The organism is Flavobacterium sp. NLM, assembly GCF_002210235.1.
GTDB lineage: Bacteria > Bacteroidota > Bacteroidia > Flavobacteriales > Flavobacteriaceae > Flavobacterium > Flavobacterium panici.
In genome coordinates, this window is the sequence record NZ_LIAC01000014.1 from 1 (window position 1) to 15,237 (window position 15,237).

Annotated in this window: 15 protein-coding genes; 3 read left to right on the forward strand and 12 right to left on the reverse strand. The window is 33.7% G+C overall.

The window, feature by feature from the left end:
* Window positions 1–443 precede the first annotated feature (443 nt).
* The 12 genes from proC to APR43_RS16835 all read right to left on the reverse strand — a co-directional run bounded on the left by proC (window position 444) and on the right by APR43_RS16835 (window position 13,278).
* The gene (gene proC, locus APR43_RS16780; protein WP_053473062.1) at window positions 444–1,220 is read right to left on the reverse strand and encodes a pyrroline-5-carboxylate reductase; all 777 of its coding nucleotides are present in this window, start codon (window positions 1,218–1,220) and stop codon (window positions 444–446) included.
* A gap of 112 nt (window positions 1,221–1,332) precedes the next feature.
* Window positions 1,333–2,682: a magnesium transporter gene (gene mgtE / locus APR43_RS16785; protein WP_053473063.1), complete on the reverse strand. Its 1,350-nt coding sequence runs from the start codon at window positions 2,680–2,682 to the stop codon at window positions 1,333–1,335.
* Entirely contained in the window at window positions 2,666–3,451 is a 786-nt protein-coding gene (gene rsmA, locus APR43_RS16790; RefSeq protein ID WP_053473064.1) for a 16S rRNA (adenine(1518)-N(6)/adenine(1519)-N(6))-dimethyltransferase RsmA, read from the reverse strand. The genes mgtE and rsmA overlap by 17 nt, the downstream gene beginning before the upstream one ends.
* A 142-nt stretch (window positions 3,452–3,593) precedes the next feature.
* Window positions 3,594–3,788 carry a hypothetical protein gene (locus APR43_RS16795; protein WP_053473065.1) on the reverse strand — a complete coding sequence of 65 codons (195 nt, stop codon included), beginning with the start codon at window positions 3,786–3,788 and terminating at the stop codon, window positions 3,594–3,596.
* Between the two features lie 156 nt (window positions 3,789–3,944).
* Window positions 3,945–4,256, reverse strand: coding sequence for a DUF4286 family protein (locus APR43_RS16800; protein WP_053473066.1), 312 nt, complete (start codon window positions 4,254–4,256; stop codon window positions 3,945–3,947).
* Between the two features lie 132 nt (window positions 4,257–4,388).
* Entirely contained in the window at window positions 4,389–6,170 is a 1,782-nt protein-coding gene (locus APR43_RS16805; RefSeq protein WP_053473067.1) for a tetratricopeptide repeat protein, read from the reverse strand.
* A gap of 112 nt (window positions 6,171–6,282) precedes the next feature.
* On the reverse strand, window positions 6,283–7,554 hold the full coding sequence (gene serS, locus APR43_RS16810; RefSeq protein WP_053473068.1) for a serine--tRNA ligase: 1,272 nt from the start codon (window positions 7,552–7,554) through the stop codon (window positions 6,283–6,285).
* 148 nt (window positions 7,555–7,702) lie between these two features.
* Window positions 7,703–9,097: a T9SS type A sorting domain-containing protein gene (locus APR43_RS16815; RefSeq protein WP_053473069.1), complete on the reverse strand. Its 1,395-nt coding sequence runs from the start codon at window positions 9,095–9,097 to the stop codon at window positions 7,703–7,705.
* Window positions 9,098–9,121: 24 nt separating this feature from the next.
* Window positions 9,122–10,015 (reverse strand): hypothetical protein, encoded by an 894-nt coding sequence (locus APR43_RS16820; protein ID WP_053473070.1) that lies wholly within the window; start codon window positions 10,013–10,015, stop codon window positions 9,122–9,124.
* 91 nt (window positions 10,016–10,106) lie between these two features.
* A complete protein-coding gene (locus APR43_RS16825; RefSeq protein WP_053473071.1) occupies window positions 10,107–11,657 on the reverse strand; it encodes a patatin-like phospholipase family protein in 1,551 nt (516 codons plus the stop codon).
* 317 nt (window positions 11,658–11,974) lie between these two features.
* Window positions 11,975–12,712: a hypothetical protein gene (locus APR43_RS16830; RefSeq protein ID WP_240514968.1), complete on the reverse strand. Its 738-nt coding sequence runs from the start codon at window positions 12,710–12,712 to the stop codon at window positions 11,975–11,977.
* A gap of 80 nt (window positions 12,713–12,792) precedes the next feature.
* Window positions 12,793–13,278: a hypothetical protein gene (locus APR43_RS16835; RefSeq protein WP_053473072.1), complete on the reverse strand. Its 486-nt coding sequence runs from the start codon at window positions 13,276–13,278 to the stop codon at window positions 12,793–12,795.
* A 574-nt stretch (window positions 13,279–13,852) separates the two neighbouring features.
* Between APR43_RS16835 and APR43_RS16845 the strand changes: the two genes are divergently transcribed.
* From APR43_RS16845 to APR43_RS16855, 3 genes are all read left to right on the forward strand, one after another.
* On the forward strand, window positions 13,853–14,131 hold the full coding sequence (locus APR43_RS16845; protein ID WP_053473074.1) for a hypothetical protein: 279 nt from the start codon (window positions 13,853–13,855) through the stop codon (window positions 14,129–14,131).
* An 89-nt stretch (window positions 14,132–14,220) separates the two neighbouring features.
* Window positions 14,221–14,637: a hypothetical protein gene (locus APR43_RS16850; RefSeq protein WP_240514964.1), complete on the forward strand. Its 417-nt coding sequence runs from the start codon at window positions 14,221–14,223 to the stop codon at window positions 14,635–14,637.
* A 14-nt stretch (window positions 14,638–14,651) separates the two neighbouring features.
* Complete coding sequence (locus tag APR43_RS16855; RefSeq protein ID WP_053473076.1) at window positions 14,652–15,209, forward strand: YdeI/OmpD-associated family protein; 558 nt, start codon at window positions 14,652–14,654, stop codon at window positions 15,207–15,209.
* The last annotated feature ends 28 nt before the right edge of the window (window positions 15,210–15,237 follow it).

Genomic DNA, 15,237 nt, shown 5'->3' on the forward strand with positions numbered 1-15,237 from the left:
CTGCTGATATCAATGCCAATAATAATGTTTTTCATAACTTTGCTTTTACGATTCAACAATGATTTGAGAAATTCATCATAAGCTCAACTCCTTAATAACGGGTCACTAGCCCAAATTTCTATCTGAGTCTTTGATGAAAGGGAAGCCAAAGTCTTAATCAAGATATGAGCCACAAACTCAGAGGAACGAATAGTTTACTTTTGCTTCCTTTCTCAATCATAAATCTACTTAAATTTTAAAAAACAAATCTAAAGGAGGAACGAGAAATCTCCGCAAGTAGCTCCGCAATCTAATGTCTCAATCTTTGTAGAGTTTCTTGCGAAGATTTCTCGTTCCTCGAAATGACAAAACAATGTTCAAATGCGTTTTACCTAAAACAAAAAATCCCAAACCCCAACAAGAATTGGAATTTGGAATTTTAAAATATTGGAGTTTCTTTAAAACTAACCTTTAATTTGTTTCAAAGAAGTCTTAATTCCTTTTATTAAAGACGAACTGAAGCCATTGTGTTCCATTTCATTTAAACCAACAATTGTACAGCCTTGTGGCGTTGTTACACGGTCAATTAATTGTTCTGGGTGTACTTTCTCTTCTAAAAGCATTTTTGCGGCTCCTTTTACGGTTTGTGCGGCAATTGCTAAAGCAGTATTAGAATCGAATCCAATTTCGATTCCTGCCTGCATAGAAGCACGAATATAACGTAAAGCATATGCAGTTCCGCATGCGCCTAAAACTGTCGCTGCATCCATTAATTTTTCGTCGATTACAGGAGCCGTTCCTAAATCCTGAAATAAGTCAACAATTGGCAATGCTTTTTCTCTGTCTTTTTCAGGGAAAGAAATACAAGTTGCCGATTCTCCAAATTGTGCTGCAATATTTGGCATAATACGCACAACCGGATATTCGTTATTTGTTTTTGTTTGAAGAACATCCAAAGACAATCCGCTTACGGCAGAAGCAATTGTTTTATTTTGAATTACCGGCAGAATTTCAGCCAAAACAGTATCTACCTGATACGGTTTTATGGTTAAAATTACCACATCGGCTTCCTGAATATTATGTTTATTATCGTTAGAAACCGTAATTCCGTATTCGGCTAAATATTGAATACTTGCAGTGTTTCTTCTGGTTACGGTAACCTGATTGTTTTTAGAAAATTTTGCAATTCCCAAGGCAATAGAAACCCCAAGGTTTCCTCCCCCTATAATGTGTACTTTCATCCTGCTTGGTTTTAATTTATTTTGGACTTGCTAACAGCCTGTTTTTCGGCTGTAAATTACGCAGATTTTAAGGATTTTAAATCACTGTAATCTATTAATTTGTGGCAAAAATTTAAAACCCAAGAATCAATTTGGCTACTCCAAAATAGAGCATAATTCCAAAAACATCATTGGTTGTAGTGATAAACGGCCCGGTTGCAATTGCGGGGTCGATTTTGTTTTTATGAAGAAAAAGCGGCACTAAGGTTCCTAAAATTGCAGCAAACATAATCACTACTATCATAGAGATCGAAATAGCAATTCCCACTAAATATTGTCCGTACATAAGAGAATGATATCCTAGTAAAAGCAGGGAAATTATACTTCCGGAAATCATCGAAACGGTAATTTCTTTGCTAAAATAACTTTTGCTGAATTCTTTCAAAGTTCCGTTTGCCAAACCCTGTACCACGATTGCCGATGCCTGAACTCCAATATTTCCGGCTGTAGCCGAAAGCAGGGGCACGAAAATAATTAGGGTTGAATATTTCTGAAAAGCGGTTTCATTATCTTTCAAAACAAAAGAAGCTACAATCTCGATTACCATACCAATTAAAAGCCAAGGCAAACGTGCTTTTGTTAATTCAAGAACGCTGTCATTTGTTTCAATGTCCTGCGTAATACCCGCTGCTAACTGGTAATCTTTATCGGCTTCTTCTTTAATTACGTCTACGATATCATCAATTGTAATTCTTCCCACCAAACGACCAAGCTCATCCACAACCGGAATTGCCTCCAAGTCGTACTTTTGCATGATACGCGCTACCTCAACATCTTCGGTATCAACGTTTACGAAATTTAATTTTCGGATATAAACATCGCCAATTTGTGTTTTTGTAGATGAAGTCAGTAAATCTTTAAGAGACAATCTTCCTTTTAGGCGGTTTTCATCATCAACAACATAAATAGAATGTACTCTCGAAACATTTTCTGCCTGAATTCGCATTTCTTTTACGCAGGTTAAAACATTCCAGTTTTCATTGACTTTTACAAGCTCTTTACCCATCAAACCACCCGCCGTGTTTTCATCGTAGCGTAATAATTCGACAATGTCTTTTGCGTGTTCTACGTCAAGTAACTCAGAGATAACTTCAGCTTTGATTTCCTGCGAAAGTTCAGCGATAATATCTGCCGCATCGTTTGTCTCCAGCTCATCAAGCTCTTCGGCAATTTCTTTCGGTGAAAGTCGGCTTAAGATATTTTCACGCAGATCTTCTTCTAATTCCAGAAGAATCTCGGCGGTTTTATCACTATCTAAAACTTTAAAAATATAGGTTGCTTCGTCAAAATCCAGTTCATCAAGGATTTCGGCGATATCAGCATGGTGAAGGTCGTTAAGTAAAATTTCAAGTTCATTGTCATTTTTCTTAACGATTAAATCTTCTAATTGATGAATAAATTCTTTGCTAACTTTGAACTCCATCGGCTTCTATTTTTTGAGTCAAAACAATAAATTCGTCAACGCTAAGTTGTTCCGGACGTTTATCAAAGATAATGTCTTCTCTTAGTTTATCTGATAAATTTAATGTTTTCAAACTGTTACGTAATGTTTTTCGTCTTTGCTGAAAAGCCGTTTTTACAACCGTAAAAAATAACTTCTCACCACAAGGAAGACTATAATCTTCCTTTCGGGTCATTTTCATCACACCCGACTTGACCTTGGGCGGAGGAATAAAAACATTTTCGCTTACAGTAAACAAATACTCAGTATCATAGAAGGCCTGGGCTAAAACGGATAAGATTCCGTAAGCTTTTGATCCTTTTTTTTCGCAGATGCGCTCTGCAACTTCTTTTTGAAACATTCCGGAAAACTCCGGAATCTGATCTCTAAACTCTAATGTTCTAAAAACAATTTGAGTCGAAATATTATAAGGGAAATTTCCAATTATAGCAAATTGCTTATCCTTGTAAACTTCATTAATATTATATTTTAGAAAATCCTGAGAGATAATCTGATCTTTTAATTTTGGATAATTTTCACCCAAATACGCCACAGATTCTGTGTCGATTTCAATAACGTGTGTATTTATGGGCTTTTCAAGCAAATACTTAGTCAACACACCCATCCCTGGTCCTATTTCTAAAACCTCCTCGTATCCTTTTAAACTCAAAGTATCGGCAATTGCTTTTGCAATACTTTCGTCTTTAAGGAAATGTTGTCCTAAATGTTTTTTGGCTTTTACTTTTTCCATTTTCTTTCTTGTTTTGCCACAAGGGCGCAAAAGTATTCTTTTTGAGGCGAAGGGTCAAAGCTTATTTCACTTTTTTTGCCACAAAGGCTCAAAGACACAAAGCTTTATTCTTTTTTGCCACGAAGGCTCGAAGGCACAAAGTTTATTCTTTGTTTTTCCGTTCGATTATAATCTGAAAATTATCTTTATTTTTATCTACTTTGTTTTTTACAGGAAATCTGCTTATTCGCTCGCTCAAACGTAAAAAACTATAAAACCTTTCCGCTTTTGATAATTTCAAAAAATCGTCCTGCTGCTGTTTATTGCTTTCTTCTTTAGTTTGAAATCGGATTTCCATAATATCTTTGTTTTTTTGTGTTGCAACAAAGACTCAAAGCTTTATATTTTTTTGCCACGAATTACACAAATTATCACAAATTTTAAATCTATAATCTGTGTAAATCCGTTTAATCAGCCAAATCTGCGGGCTATTTCTTCTTACTGAAAACTAAAATTAATGTTCTGAAATAACCTCCAGCTCTGTTCTAAAAGAAAGCATTTTATCTGCAAATAATTCTAAGGCTTCTCTATCAAATTTAGGTTGATCTTCTAAATAATACTTCTCTAAAGTATCTTTACTGTCTGTCGTGTATTGTACAGAATACGTGATTCCGCCCATTTCTTCTTCAACTAAAACTTTTACAATTCTTGCTGATGAAAATTTTTGTGTTGCTAAAATCTCCGGTATGTGCTTTTCCTGCATCCATTTTAACCATTGATCGTGTGCGCTTTCGTGTATATTTGTAGTAACGTTGAAAATAATCATTTTTCTTAATTTTAGATATCAGATTTTAGATTTTAGATTCTCTGTAAAAGGTTAGAATCTAATTGAACTAAATCCAAAAATCATTTTTTTATAAATTCTTTCTTTGGAATTTGGAATTTAAAATATTGGAATTTACAAATTCTTATCCCCCCTTAACTCGCGGTATTTTTTTCTGGCATCAACAAAGTAAATACTATCCTGATGGCTAAAAATTACCTTTTCATATAAAGGCTTGGCCTTTTCTACATCTTTTAATTCGTCGTTGTAAATTTCTGCTGAGAAAAACAATGCTTCATCTACATAAATTCCGTCGCTGTGGCTGTCAATGATTTGCTGGTATTGGCTTAAAGCCGAAGTATAATCTTTCTGACTTTCATATATTTGACCTAAACGCAACAATGTTACAGCTTCGATTTCCTGCCCTTTAAAGGTTTTCAGGATGTTTTGAAAATGTGTAATTGCTTCTTGTTTTTTATTTTGATAAAGTAAAAAATCGCCTTTTGCAAATTGCTTTAAAGCTGTTTGAGTCGAATCGGCAACGGTATTATCATTTATCAGTAAGAAATATTCAAGAGCGTCATTAGCAATTAATTGTGTGTTTGCCGATTTTAATTCTTTAAACTGTTTTAAAGCCCATTCAAAATCGCCTTTGTAATAACTTGTTTTTGCTGCTTTTAAACTTGCTTCATGCGACATGACATCATTCTTTAAATCCAGCTGAATCTGCGAATAATAAATCAATGCCTGATTGAACTTTTCTTCTAAAAGCAAAATATCTCCCAGCTCCATCTTTGCATCAGCCTGTTGATAAGCGTTTAAATTTAATTCTAAAGCTCTTTTTACAACTGTTTTGGCTTCTTCCGTCTTTTTCAAATTAAAAGCCAGGAAATGTGCCTGAATTAATTGCAAAGATAAGGTAAAAGGATTTATTTCATAAGTAATCAGTAATTGCTGCAATTCTGCTGTAATGGCCGGATAATCTTTTTCCTGTGCTTTATCAATTTTAATCTGCATTAAACTGGCGTTGCTCTGAATCAGTAAATCTGTATCTTTTGTGTTTAGAAGAATAAAATTCAGAATTTCAGAGGCAGTTTCGGTATCATCTTCATTTAAGGCAAACTGGCTTAAGTTTACAATGCTGATTAAAGATTCCGGTTCACGTTTGTAAATGGCTTTTTCCTGAATAAAAGCTTTTCCAAATTCTTTTTGCTGTACATAAAACCAGCTTAAATAATGATTCCAGAAAACATCCTGATCTTTTTGCGTTCTTAAAATCAATGCTTTTCGCATAGCATCTTTAAAAGCCGTATTATCTGTTTCGCCGTTCATAAAACGGGATAACTGTGTTTGGATTAAATTAGCGTTTTGCTGGTTATTATAAGATTCTGTCAGTAAAAGATCTATCATTAAATCGGTTTTTCCTAACTGGCCGTACAACATTCCAATTTGAAAATTGAAATTATAATTCGGCTGAACCTGCATGGCGGTTTGATACGCTTTTAAGGCATATTCTAATAAAACCTTTTTCTCGAAAGCATTTCCAACTCCGTAAACATCATTGGGACTGGTTTTGATTTTATCGATTGCCTGTTCATAGTAATTTTTGGCTTTCGATTCGTTTTTCTGTAACTGGTAATTGTATCCTAATTCCACCAAAAAAACACCTTGTTTATAGGCATTGTAACGACTTAAAATTGTTTTTTCGGCAAGATCAAACTGCTGCAATTGCTGATAACAATCTATCGTTCGTAAAAAGTATTGGGTATTTGATGGTGAACTTCTTAAAAGATCTTCGTAAATGATTTTTGCTTTTTCAAAATCACCTTTGTCGTAGTAATTGTTTGCTAACTGTTCGTTTTGCGAAAATGCAAAACCAGACCACAACAAAACGATATAGATAAAGATGTTTTTCATATTTCAGTTTTTAAATGTGGTATTTTTTAGTATTCAATCACAGCTTACAGTCTCGGTAATCGGTTCAGCTAAACTGAAAACTGAGACTGTGACTGTAAACTATATACTAAAGTTAGTCAATTATATCAAATCCGCAGTAAGGACGTAAAACTTCTGGAATTACAATTCCTTCCGGCGTTTGGTAATTTTCTAAAATTCCGGCCAAAACTCTAGGCAATGCTAATGAACTTCCGTTTAATGTATGTGCCAATTGGTTTTTTCCGTCTTTGTCTTTGAAACGTAATTTCAAACGGTTTGCCTGAAAAGTTTCGAAGTTAGAAACTGAACTAATTTCTAACCAGCGATCCTGCGCCGTAGAAAACACTTCAAAATCGTAAGTCAAAGCTGATGTGAAACCCATATCGCCTCCACAAAGACGTAAAACTCTATATGGTAATTTTAATTCTTTTAAAATATCCTTTACGTGCTCCACCATTCCGTCAAGCGCTGCGTATGAATTATCCGGATGTTCGATACGTACGATTTCAACTTTGTCAAATTGATGTAAACGGTTTAACCCGCGAACGTGTGCTCCGTAAGAACCTGCTTCACGACGGAAACATGGCGTATAAGCAGTATTTAAAACCGGCAATTCGCTTTCGTTTAAAATAACATCACGGAATAAGTTCGTAACTGGAACCTCAGCTGTTGGGATTAAATATAAATCGTCAATTGTTGAATGGTACATTTGTCCTTCTTTATCTGGCAATTGTCCTGTTCCGTATCCTGAAGCTTCGTTAACCAAATGCGGAACCTGAACTTCGTTATATCCTGCTGCTGTGTTTTTATCTAAAAAATAGTTGATTAACGCACGCTGCAAACGAGCTCCTTTTCCTTTGTAAACAGGAAATCCTGCTCCGGTAATTTTTACACCCAATTCAAAATCGATGATGTCGTATTTTTTCACCAATTCCCAGTGCGGTTGTGCGCCTTCATGCAAAACCGGAATATCACCTTCCTGAAAAACATTCAAATTGTCATCTGGAGTTTTTCCTTCAGGAACAATATCTGCCGGAAGATTTGGCAAAGTGTATAATTTATTTGTTAACTCAACCGCCAAAGCTTCTGCTTTTTCGCCAAGTTCTTTGCTTTTTTCTTTTAATGAAACGGTTTTTTCTTTTAAGATGGCTGCTTTAGATTTCTCACCCGCTTTCATCAATTCGCCTATATCTTTGGACAATTTATTAGATTCAGCTAAAGTATTATCTAATTCCACCTGAGTTGCACGACGATTTTCGTCTAATTGCACCACCTCTTCAACAACGCTTTTAGCATCGATATTTCGTTTTGCTAAAGCCTTGATTACTTTCTCCTGATTTTCTCTAATAAATGCGATTTGTAACATAGCTTGATTTTTATAACTATTGTATTTTTTAATAACGGAAGCAAATTTAAGGAAATGTTTGCTAAGATTACGTACAAAGTTTAGTCTAAAGTTATTTGAAGGATTCCGCAGAGATACACGAAGTTTTCGCAAAGATGCGAAGACAGTTTTATTCTTTTATTAGTTTAAAAGTTTGGACAGAATCGCCAAGCGTTACTTTCAAAATATAAAATCCGGAATCAAGACTAATGATGTTTATAGTTCCGTCGCTGGTTTTTCCTTTTAAAACTGATTTTGATTCGAAATTAAAGAATTCAAAATCAAAGTTTTTAGCATCGAAGTTTTCTATGGAAATGGTTGTCTGCACTGGATTTGGCGAAACAGAAGGTTTCTTTTTAACTGATTTTTCTAATGGCTGTTTATTACAGGCACTTTCTAAAAGCGAATCCAGGTCATTTTCATCGTATACCAAAGTGTAATGAAGTTCTTTTGCTTTTTGAAATAATTGGCAGGCATCATCATATTTTTTCTTGTCGAGATAAATTATTCCAAGATTTTTCATTGCATACGAATTGTTTTTATCCATTTCTAATGCAGCTTCTAAATCAGCAATTCCTTTTTTAGATTCTCCCAGTTTATGATAAAGTAGACCTCGGGTTGTTTTTAAATCTCTTCCACCCTTTATATTTCCTTTGTCATATTGAAAAGCTTTTTCGATATTTTCAAATGCTTTTTCATACTCGCCTTCATCACTCAATAACCTGGCGAGTGCCCAGTATGCTTGGGCATGGTCTGGTTTTTCTTTTATAATTTTCTCTAAATAATAGCGTGCTAAATCATACGATTTTCTTTTTTGCAACAATGTTGCAAAGTTGTATAAAATGCGATAATCAGTGGGCGCGTTCTTAATTGCTTTAAAATAATAATTATACGCAAAACCTTCCATTTCGAGAGTTGCATATACGCTTCCCATTCGGTCGTAAAGTTTGCTTCTAAAGACTGCGGTTTTCTTTTGAGCAGAATCTGATTCTGTTACTTTTTTGTTTTTCGGGTCTTTGTCGATGGCAAATTCAACCTTTTTTAAATCTTCAATTGCTAAAGTATTATTGCCAAGACTTACTCCTAAAACTCCTCGATTATACAAATCGTTAATAGTTGTTGGATTAAAATTAGTTCTTGCATTAATATCCGTCAGCATCTTTAAAGCTTTTTTGACTGATTCTTCGCGGTCTTTATTAAACGGAAGTTTATGATCTGTTCTGCCCGTCATTTTTCCGTGTGCAAAATTCCAGGTTACAAGTTTTTCGCCTTGATAATTATACTGAAAACAATCACCGTCTTTTAATCCGTCTTTATCAAAATAGAAAACTTCGTTTATCTTTCCGCTTGGATAATAGGTTTTAGAACTGTCTTGCTTTTTATCTGCACCGAACCAAATTTCGACCGAAACTACTTTATCATCATAATAATAGCGCGTAACATTATCTGCGGCCTCTTTTTGTTTTTCCTGAGCCAGCAAGAAAAAAGGCCAAATGAGTACAACAAAAAAGATTTTTTTTGACATGTTTTGTTTCAATTGAATGCGAATTTACAAAAACCGATTTCGATCGTCTTTTTTAAACGAATAAGTTTTTCCGTCAAATTTCAGTTTTTGGAATTCTTTTTTGACTTTTAGGTCGCTTTTTTGCTGAATGTCGTTTTCTAAATCTTCTTCGGCAGCGTCTTCATAAGTATAGATTTTTGAAACTAATAAATCATAAAAACCGCTTGTTTGCGAGGCAGAAAGACTAATTCCGGTTTCTAAGGTTTCTATTTGATACGTTCCGCCTCCGTTTGAATCTCCGTTTGCGGAGCGAATTGGGTATTCATATAAAACTTTCCTGATTCTGTTTCCATCAAAAGTAACGATGGTAAATTTTTCTTCAGAATACATTACAACTCTGCTGTTTGAATATACTTCTGTGCTAAAAGCAATAGCCGGAGTTTTGTCATTCAACTGTAATACATTATTCAAAATATATGTTTTTGCAACTCTTAAACCTTCATTTTCGTAATAACCGAGATTTTTATCGGTTTCTTCTGCCAGAATTTTTCCGTCTTCATTATTAACAAAAACGAATTTTCTTTCGTAGTAATTGCCTAAATCTTCTTCGCCCGACTTTGTTTTGTTTTTCTTAATAACACAAATCACAAAAAAGGTTGTTTCGTTGTTGTAGCGAATTGAACTTACATCTTCAATTTTAATATTGGAATATTTGATGTTTAGATTTTCGGCAGTTTTTTTGAGCAGGCTCAAATTGAGTTCTTCGGAAGGAACAATGTCTTCACTTTTTCTAAAAAGAAGCTGTTCTGCTGGTTTTGGGTTTTCAGACTGAACGGCTAACGATGGGGCGTTTTCGTCAATGATCTGTTTTTCATTTTTTCCACAGGAATATAGAAATAGAAAAATGCCACTGAGAATTAAGTAGGTTTTAATTTTCATTGGTGTTGATTTTAAAATTAGGGGCTATCAAATATAAAATATTCTTAGTTAGCTTTTTAAATAAAATCAAAAATTTAATAAAATTGGTAAATTATTTATATTCTACTAATAATTCTCTTAATTCATTGCTTTTTAAAAACACAGCAAATCGTCCTGCCAAAAGCAGCATATCTCTTTCTTCTGGTCTGATTCGGAGTTTTGTTTCAATGTGTGAGGTGTATTCATACATTAACAGAGTTTCTCCGGCTGTAAATTCTGAAAATTTATCTTTTTGAAGTGTTGCAGCGATTATCTCACCGTCTTTATTTTTTCTGAATGCGCTTTCGCCGAATTTGTTTACAATGTCTGATTTAAATTCCGTAAATAATTTAAACCAGCCCGCAGCATCATCATTTGTGGTTTTTAATTCTGTTATCAATTCTTCGTACTTTTCATCTTTTTCCATTTTTTGCAAATGATTTCGAATGGTAGTAAAACCAATAACCTGATAATTTTTTACCGGAATTTTATAACGTTCAAAAGTGTTTTCTACGTCTCTGTCAAAAGTTATGTATCGGGTTTGAACAGTATAAAGTGAAGCAGTTTCAAAAAGGGAAAGCAGTCCAATTTTCGTATCGTTGATATATGGTGTTTTTTTACCTTGTCCGAGACAATCAATAAAAAGCGCTTTTTTGTTTTTGTCATCAACAGTTGTATCGGCATGGAGAAGCTCAACTAAAGTTTTATATCCTGTATTATCTGAAGCACCGCCGTCAATAATACATAAAATTTTATCCTGATTTTTAATCCCGAATTTCACCTTTGGGAGAACGCCCGGAAAAGCAGAACTTGCCGTAATTCCGTAAGTTACCGGAAAATTGTAACCGTCGTTTATTTTGTTTTGATTCAAAACAAGATCAGCTTTATTGGGCGCGAGTGATTCATCTATAGCTAATCCTTTAATGATATGCGGCATAAACGGAATGCGTTCGCCGTTATTAAAAGCGGTTCCGTTGGCAACAAACATAGGCAGCGAAGGTTCTGATTTACTTTCCTTTGGAACAAAAAAATCAGACAAAAGCATTTGAGTGTCAAATTTATCTTTGTTATCAGGATTCGTCACATCGTATTGCAAAATATCGGCATCAATGCGTTGTGACATCGATATTTTATCGCCCTTTTCGTTTCGGCTGTTGTTTAAAAGCGACAAAATATTGGCCGATTTATCTACATAATCTTTGAAAGCATCGGCTTTTGAAAAATAAAATTCGTTGAAGGAACAATTATCATGATGCAGTTTGTTTTTTAAAACGGTTAAATAATATCCCGCCGAAAAACAACCGCCAGAAACTGTTGAGTAATAATCTATTTCATTTAAAAAATTGCGTTGCAAGTAATTTTCGTCAATTTCTTCAAGTCCTAGAAGAACGCCCATACTAAAAAACTGTGCACGCGAGCCTCCGCCAGAAATCCCGATTCCGAGTGCAATATGTGGGTTTTGAAACTTTTGATCTCTTTCCTGAACCGATTTATAATCCGATAAAGAAACGGCAGGAATCGAACTGTAATTGATCTCTGAAAAAAGGTTGATTTTATTTTGAGAAAATCCTTTGTCTAAAAAAACAAGAAACAACAATACTAGCTGCAGTCTTTTAATTTTCATGCTAAATTCTTTTAATTAATATTGTTTATTCAACATTAAACAATCTGAGTATATACGAGAGTTTGTAGAGAATATACGGAACTAAATTTAAATCAATTAATTCAGAAAGAAGTGTTTACGTGGAAAAAAGTTTATTCCACAAAGCTGCACGGAGATTTTTCGCAGAGATTCGCAAAGAATATTTAAAGTAGTGTGAATTAATCTCGCAAAGTCGCGAAGTCGCAGAGAAATAAAACTTTGCGACTTCGCGAGATTAAAACATAAAACCTTAGCGAATCTCTGCGAATAAACTTTGTGAATCTTTGCGGCAGAAAAAACTACGCACGTTTAATCTCGTGCCCAACATATTCCTCTAAATCCGCAAACATTTCGTCTACAGAAAGGACTTCAAAATCGGGATGATTTTTTAAGAAATTGGCGTTTAGTTCGGCTAGATTTTCTTCTAATTCAAAAAAAGTATCATTGTTCAATGAATCACGAATTGGATTTACGTCTTCTAATTTTGCTTTCAGGAATTTTCCGAGCTTGATATTACTTATTAGTTTCACTTTTTTGCTTTGCTCCAGAAACAATTCTAAATGTTTTTCGGCACCAATTAGAGCCAGACCTTCTTCGATAAGTTCGTTTAGTTCTTTGTTCCAGCCTGAATTGTAGACAAACTGCGAAAAATTTCCTTCGGTATATTGTGAATAATAATAGTCGAGATAGTAACTCGTCAAGGCGTCTTCGTGAATAAATTCGTCGTCTACACCTTCTTCGCGCATTAAGTTGATTACCGAAATATTAGAGTGAATAACATCCTGCGGGTTTTCACTTTTCATTGCTGTTTCAGAAACTATTATTCTACCGAATTCCTCCATTTGAGTTTTGTTTTGAGATTTGTTTTTGCTAAGATCAAGATCTTCGCCGTTCTTTTTTTCATTTATTTTAGCGGTTAAAGCCTTCAATCTTTTGGCCTGAGCTTCCTTTTCTTCTCGAAGCTTTGCCTTTTTTCTGTTTAGCAACTTAGTGTGCAAGGCCTTATTTTTGGTGTTTTTTTCAGGTCCCTTTGCCATGATTTAAATTATTTAATTTTTCAAAATAAAAAAAGCAGTAAATACAAATTTACTGCTTTTCTTAAAGACTATATTATTTTCTAGAATCTTTCAAAACTAAAACTACCATCAGTAACTTCAAAAGTGGTATTGTTTTTTGTGCCCGAAAAACTAAATGTTCCTTCTATTTTTTTATCCGTAAGAACTGTAATATTAAGAGTTCCTGTTGTTGCATCTGTATTATTAAAATCTGGCATGAAGGTAAATCTCGCCTGATACGTTGTTTCAAGATGAGATAAATCGAAAACAATTGGGTGACTTCCTAATGTAGGTTTTAAAGGCATCCATAGAGAAACTTTTTTATACGTGTTATCAATTCCTTCACTTCCGTAAATGTTCATCGACAATGAAGTTGAAAGAGTTGGTTCGTAAGAATACGTTTTCCCCTTGTAATTAAATTTAATGAAATTCGCTGTTGTTTGATTTTCATCCGGGTTTTCATTTGGAGAATCGTCACTGCTGCATGAAGATAAAACTAGTGCGAATAAGGCAATAGTAAAAAACATGATTTTTTTTAATTTTTTCATTTGATTTGGCTTTTATTAAATATGAAGCGCAAAAATAAAGATTTTTTTTACAAAAACTAATTTGATTTCGGCATAGTGACTGTATAAAATTCGATAAAACCAAAATTGAATGTGCAAAACCTTCGGCATGATAAATGTAATAGTGTAAGCTTCAATATTTAACCAAAAACCACCAAACCATGAAAAACACTATTTACAAAAGTTTACTTCTTTCTCTTTTAATAACCAATATCTGGTCAGTCGTTATATTTTTCATCTATTATTTTGATAGTCCCGGTCTTTTTAGTGGATTTAGAACGCTTGGAGTTTATTTATGGAGTTGCTGGATTAGTTCAGGATTGGGCGTATTGGTTTTCTTACTTTCATTTTTAAGAATTTGGAAATCAAATCAATCAAAAGTTTTTTTTCTAATACTATTTGACTGGCTTAATATTTTCTTTTCAATAACATTTGTTTTAACAACTTGCTTTGAAATAATGGCATATGAAGGCATCGTTGAACTTTATCTTTTTACTAATTTTATTATTTCAATTGTAATTTTCTTTCGTGCAAGAAGAATAATCAAGACAACTATATGAACTTCCCAAAAAAACTAACTCTATTTTTCGTCTTAGGAATTCTTTCCATTTTAGCAGAAATAATTTATGCCATAATATTGATAACAGGAAATTCCGCAGAAGATGGTTTATTGGGAATTTATATTTTAATGGGTTTGATTCCTGTTTCTCTAGTTATATTGATTGATCGATTATTGGTTAGAAAATTTGGAAATCAAAAAGTCAATAAAGTACAATTCTCTTTTCTCTTATTTATTATACTTTTATGGATTGTTAGAGCAATCGCTAATTTGTAACCTTGTAATATTAAATGAATTTTTTTAATTGGTATAAAAGTAAATCTCTAAACGTCGAATTTCAAGAAGCTTTCTCTAGTTTAAAAAGAATGGGAGAAATAGTTCCTAGTGCAAAAAGAACTTTTGAATTACTAACCGAATTAAATTCCGAAACAAAAGATTTGGAATCGGATAATTTGATTTCTGAATTCCATAAAATAAAATACGCATCAAACACCAACAGCTATTTTTACTTCTATTTTCCAATAGTAAGTCATATTTTGTATTATAAACCACAATACGAAAAAGAGCTTTTAAAATATTTAATCGCGCCTAATTTTGCCAACGGAACATCAGAAACTGAAGAAATGATTGAGATCATTTTTGGTGCAATGAAATACAAACTCAATGAAAACAAATATTATCTCACCAAAGAAAGTCAAGATTGGGTTTTAAACGAACTTCCGAAATTACAGACAGAAGTCAAACGAGAAATAGAGACTTGCTGGAAAGAATTGAATGAATAAAACAACTAATAAATATGACCCCAACCTTCTTCCCAACACAAGAAAAATTTAGAGAATGGTTAGAAAAACATTACCAAAAAGAAACCGAACTTATAGTGGGTTTCTATAGAGTGAGCACCAAAAAACCATCTATGACCTGGTCAGAATCTGTAGATCAGGCTCTTTGTTTTGGCTGGATTGACGGCATTCGAAGAACTATTAACGAGGAAAGTTATACGATTAGATTTACGCCGAGAAAAAAATCGAGTATTTGGAGTGTTATAAACATTAAAAAAGTCGAAGTGCTCACAAAAGCCGGATTGATGAAAGAAGCCGGAATAAAAGCTTTCGAACACAGATCTGAAGAAAGATCTAAAATTTACTCGCATGAAAATGAAGCGTATGTTCTCGACCCTGAATTCGAAAAGCAATTTAAAGCTAATGAAACAGCTTGGGAATATTTCAGCAATCAGGCGCCATCATACAAAAAAGTAATAATTCACGTAATTATGAGCGCCAAACAAGAAAAAACCAAACTTGCAAGATTAGAAAAAGCAATAAAATTTAGTGCCGAAGGAAAGCGAATGTTGTAAAATAATAAAAACCTATTTTACCAACAGT

Excerpts from the sequence above, each read along its gene's own strand:
- proC (WP_053473062.1), bottom strand. The coding sequence starts at position 1,220 with ATGAAAGTACACATTATAGGGGGAGGAAACCTTGGGGTTTCTATTGCC.
- mgtE (WP_053473063.1), bottom strand. The coding sequence starts at position 2,682 with ATGGAGTTCAAAGTTAGCAAAGAATTTATTCATCAATTAGAAGATTTA.
- rsmA (WP_053473064.1), bottom strand. The coding sequence starts at position 3,451 with ATGGAAAAAGTAAAAGCCAAAAAACATTTAGGACAACATTTCCTTAAA.
- APR43_RS16795 (WP_053473065.1), bottom strand. The coding sequence starts at position 3,788 with ATGGAAATCCGATTTCAAACTAAAGAAGAAAGCAATAAACAGCAGCAG.
- APR43_RS16800 (WP_053473066.1), bottom strand. The coding sequence starts at position 4,256 with ATGATTATTTTCAACGTTACTACAAATATACACGAAAGCGCACACGAT.
- APR43_RS16805 (WP_053473067.1), bottom strand. The coding sequence starts at position 6,170 with ATGAAAAACATCTTTATCTATATCGTTTTGTTGTGGTCTGGTTTTGCA.
- serS (WP_053473068.1), bottom strand. The coding sequence starts at position 7,554 with ATGTTACAAATCGCATTTATTAGAGAAAATCAGGAGAAAGTAATCAAG.
- APR43_RS16815 (WP_053473069.1), bottom strand. The coding sequence starts at position 9,097 with ATGTCAAAAAAAATCTTTTTTGTTGTACTCATTTGGCCTTTTTTCTTG.
- APR43_RS16820 (WP_053473070.1), bottom strand. The coding sequence starts at position 10,015 with ATGAAAATTAAAACCTACTTAATTCTCAGTGGCATTTTTCTATTTCTA.
- APR43_RS16825 (WP_053473071.1), bottom strand. The coding sequence starts at position 11,657 with ATGAAAATTAAAAGACTGCAGCTAGTATTGTTGTTTCTTGTTTTTTTA.
- APR43_RS16830 (WP_240514968.1), bottom strand. The coding sequence starts at position 12,712 with ATGGCAAAGGGACCTGAAAAAAACACCAAAAATAAGGCCTTGCACACT.
- APR43_RS16835 (WP_053473072.1), bottom strand. The coding sequence starts at position 13,278 with ATGAAAAAATTAAAAAAAATCATGTTTTTTACTATTGCCTTATTCGCA.
- APR43_RS16845 (WP_053473074.1), top strand. The coding sequence starts at position 13,853 with ATGAACTTCCCAAAAAAACTAACTCTATTTTTCGTCTTAGGAATTCTT.
- APR43_RS16850 (WP_240514964.1), top strand. The coding sequence starts at position 14,221 with ATGGGAGAAATAGTTCCTAGTGCAAAAAGAACTTTTGAATTACTAACC.
- APR43_RS16855 (WP_053473076.1), top strand. The coding sequence starts at position 14,652 with ATGACCCCAACCTTCTTCCCAACACAAGAAAAATTTAGAGAATGGTTA.